The organism is Roseisalinus antarcticus (assembly GCF_900172355.1).
Lineage (GTDB): Bacteria > Pseudomonadota > Alphaproteobacteria > Rhodobacterales > Rhodobacteraceae > Oceanicola > Oceanicola antarcticus_A.
This window is the reverse complement of record NZ_FWFZ01000105.1, coordinates 1-1,918: the sequence shown is the minus strand read 5'-3', so window position 1 is coordinate 1,918 and position 1,918 is coordinate 1. Positions and strand designations below refer to the sequence as shown.

The following is a 1,918-nucleotide window of genomic DNA, read 5'->3' as shown; positions in this document are numbered from 1 at the left end:
AAAAAGGGCGCCCCGCGAGGAGCAAGCCCCTTACCAAAGGTGTTGTAGATCGCGCGTCGCCTCGGCGGCGCGCTTTCTCGTTCATTCGCCGACGATCTCCCGCTCGTAAATCCGGCCTTTTGCCAAGCCGAGCTTCATTGCGGGCGTCTGCTTCGTCTGCCGGGTGCCCATCCAGTTGTGGTGGAACCGATAGATCTCGATGATCTTGATCAGAATCTCTGGCTGGTAGAGGAAATGCCGATCCCAGGTGCGGCGATGTTGCTCGGTGTGGACACGGGCCGGGATGCGGCGCGGACATTGCTGCGAATCTTGTGGAAGTAGCTGTCGACGCTGCGCAGGGTGGCGAGCCGCATCAGCCTCGCGCACCGTTCTGTGGTCAGTTCGGGGCGGTCGGTCTTCAAGTCGACGACCCGAGAGGGCTCTGATTTCGTATGGTATGGCCAGGCGAATGGGGTGCCGAGCCGATGGCCGGCAAGGCGTTTCACGATCTCCCGGTCAACCTCCTCATTGAAGATCTTCTCGGGCAGGCTGTCGAGTTGATGGGCCGAAAGGCCAAGGTCGTTGCGCAGGTCGCGGCGCCCTTGGGCCCACAGCGCCTCACGGATATCGTTCACCTGATACTTGTCGAAGGCCACGGTGGCGATATCGACACGACCGGCCTGAACTTCGGGGGCGAAGGCCGCCAGGAATGCCTTGCTGAGGCCCGCATCCCCGTCCTCGACGAAATAGAAGCGGCAGCCCGAGTGCGAGACCATCCGCCTGAGCATCAGGGGGTGGGCATACTGCTGGATGTCCTGGCGCACGAGGCCGCCTTCGTGAGGGAGTTGAAGCCCGAGATCGACGTCCGCCGCGATTTCCGGGTCCAGGACGACCTTGGCGGTGATGTCGTCGAGATACTTCTTGAACTCGGCAGCGGTCCAAAGGCGCCCGTGGCGCCGCATACATCGTGCCTTCGTGGTGTCCCCGTTGACCGCCATGTCGATCTCGACCCGCTCCATATCGCCCGTCGGATCGAACTGGAGGTGGCCCAGGACGATGTATCCCGAATTGGCGTGCGCGGTGCAGAGATGCTGAACCGCGACCGATGCCCACTTCTTCCGGTTCGGCCAGTTGAGCGTGAGGGTCTGGCCGTCGGTAGCGAACCGACGGCCGTATCGCTCCCAGTCGACGCTACGAAGATCACCCTCGCGGCGCGCCGTGAACTCCCGAACGCGCTCGTGGATGAAGTCCAGCTTCCGGTAGACATCCCTGGGGGCGAGATCGGCAATCTCCGATATCTTCGACAGGGAGTTGCCGTGCACAAGAAGCTTGAGGACCTCGCCATTCTTGGACTTGCGCTTATGGGTTCTTGCGGGGTGCCCTACAGTGAATGTCGATTGGCAGCGCTTGCATGTATAGCGCTGGTTTCCGGCCTTGCTACGACCTGACTTGCGATAGAACTCCGGTCTGTCGTCGACGGATTTTCCATTTGAGAGACAGGTATTCTGCCGGCACGATCTTCCTGCCCCGTCAGGGCGTTGCAAACGGCGCAGACGCGTGTATTCTTCAACGATTGCACGGTTGTTCTTCAGGATCGACTCCTGACCACAAGAGCCGCAGGCGAATGTCTTCTTGTCGCCTTTGCCGATGACCTTCCCGCGCGGGAAGTTGGCATTGGCAGTGGAAAGATTGAGGCCCCGGCCATCGCGTGGGTCAGGATGCACACCGAACTGAGCGCACTGCGCGTTTCAGCAAAAGTTAACATCTACCCCGAAAAAAGGGAGTGGGATACGCCGCTTCCGGGCTGTCGCAGATTTTTGCGAGACGGACTTCACCTGACACCTCCATCCTGAGATTGCGTCAAGCCAGTCCTTTAAGAGGAAGGTTGGCCACTTTGTGGCCAACCGAAGGATTTTCTACAACACCTTTGGTAAGGGGC

Annotated in this window: 1 protein-coding gene; it reads right to left on the bottom strand. The window is 60.3% G+C overall.

The features are described from left to right. Positions 1-209 precede the first annotated feature (209 nt). Positions 210-1,703, bottom strand: a complete 1,494-nt coding sequence (locus tag ROA7023_RS23380) for an IS1 family transposase (protein ID WP_143535739.1) — start codon at positions 1,701-1,703, stop codon at positions 210-212. Positions 1,704-1,918 lie beyond the last annotated feature (215 nt).